Annotated in this window: 1 protein-coding gene; it reads left to right on the top strand. The window is 48.2% G+C overall.

The genetic code is table 11. The features are described from left to right. Window positions 1-1873 (top strand): immunoglobulin domain-containing protein (locus tag PLJ10_12630; protein ID HOK10489.1); only part of this gene is annotated, 1873 nt, incomplete at both ends.

The following is a 1873-nucleotide window of genomic DNA, read 5'->3' as shown; positions in this document are numbered from 1 at the left end:
ACCTGCGATGGCGATATTTCGCCGGGTGGTGGTGCGGACTTACGGTTCCAGTGGGAGAAAGGCAGAGTTGCTATTGGACCAGTTATCAATGGTCCGGGACCGGTGCAGTTGGTAATTAACAATGCTCAACCGACGGATACCGGCTGGTATCGGTGCAAGATTACATCCGCAACTTATGGTTCGTATGTATACACCGCAGAGGTATATTTAGGTGTTGGCTTGCCGACAGGGTCGGTGTATCGTGTAGATAAGATGGCACCGAGACCGGGCGGTGTTGCGGACGGTTTGACCTGGGAGACTGCATTTGCGACGATTCAAGAAGGAATAGATGCGGCTGCGGCAGACGGAGCGGGTGAAGTCTGGGTCGCAGGCGGTCCAAATGGCGGTGGATATGTGTATAACGAATTAAGAACTGAGGATTGGGGTGATTATCCAGTAGAAGGTTCGTTGGTGCTTAAGGATAATGTACAGGTATATGGCGGATTTGAAGGTTACATGGGACAAAAGGAGCAGATTCGTGCACAGCGTGCTGTCAGAAATTCAATAACTATTATAGACGGTTCTGCATCCCGTGGCGGTGCGCCAGCATATCATGTCGTTGTAGTCGGTAAAGCCAGTACGCCGTCGGTCAATGTGCGGTTAGATGGCTTTGATGTCCGTGGCGGTCGTGCCAGTGGCGTAGTAGGCGACTACCATACATGGCGTGGTGCGGGCTTGTATAACTGGATATCACAACCGGTAATTGCGAACTGCACATTCTATGACAATATTTCTGCGGTATCTGGTGGTGCGATTTCGAATGAATCTTCTGGCGGTAGTTCTGCCAATGCGACGATAATCAACTGCGTGTTCTACAATAACCGTGCGAATCGTTTGAGTGATACTGCTGGTAACCCGATGCGTGGTGGCGGTGCTATATTCAATAACGGAGCAGACCCGACAATTAAATTCTGCACATTTGTAGGTAATACAGTTGATAATACCCCAGGTGGTTTGTATGGCTTAACCAGTTCCGCTATATTCAACTACAATACTGCTGGCACAGGTCAGGTGCATAGCAGTATCTTCTGGCAGAATGTGCCGGGTTGTATAGAGACCTTCTGTCCGGCTTCGAATCCATCGTGTGCCGGCTTACAGATACTCGAAAGTGATACCTCACAGACAGTTAACCCACAGTTTGACCCGTTGTTTGCTCCTCCGACATTTAAGTTGACAAATGCCTCGCCATTTGTTGATGCTTCTTCGTTGACGAGCCCGAATTATGACATACAGGGTGTGTCGAGACCGCAAGATTCTGCGTCTGACCGCGGTGCTTATGAATTGGTGAAACAACCTATGAACCTGGTTTGCAAGAATATATCCATTGATTTAGACGAGACTGGTAATCAGACCATACCTGCAAATTCGTTACTGGACATCGCAAATAGCACAGTGCCCGGTGGCATCTGGAAAATAGTGGTAGATGGTCAGGAAAATGTAAGCTTCAATTGTGAGGGAATACCGAGCACACAGAGGACAGTAACGGTGATTGACTATGCAGGCTCTCAAGGCACATGCAATTCTACGATAACGGTAAATGATGTAACCAATCCTACGGCGGTATGTGCGAATATTACGGTCTATCTGAATTCTTCAGGACAATACACACTTACCGCAAGCGAATTGGATGGTGGTAGCACGGATAACTGCGGTCCATTGAGCTTCAGCATTCCGCCAACAACATATACCTGTGCTAATATTGGACAGAATCAGGTGTTGTTGACAGTGACGGATGGAGCGAACTTGCAGGATACCTGTCTGGCGACCGTAACGGTTGAGGATAACTTACCACCTACTGTGGTAACAAAGAATGTTACAGTTGACTTGGATGAGA

The organism is Candidatus Hydrogenedens sp. (assembly GCA_035361075.1).
Classification (GTDB): Bacteria; Hydrogenedentota; Hydrogenedentia; order Hydrogenedentales; family Hydrogenedentaceae; genus Hydrogenedens.
The sequence above is the reverse complement of the archived record's forward strand: the minus strand, read 5'-3'. Positions and strand labels throughout refer to the sequence as shown.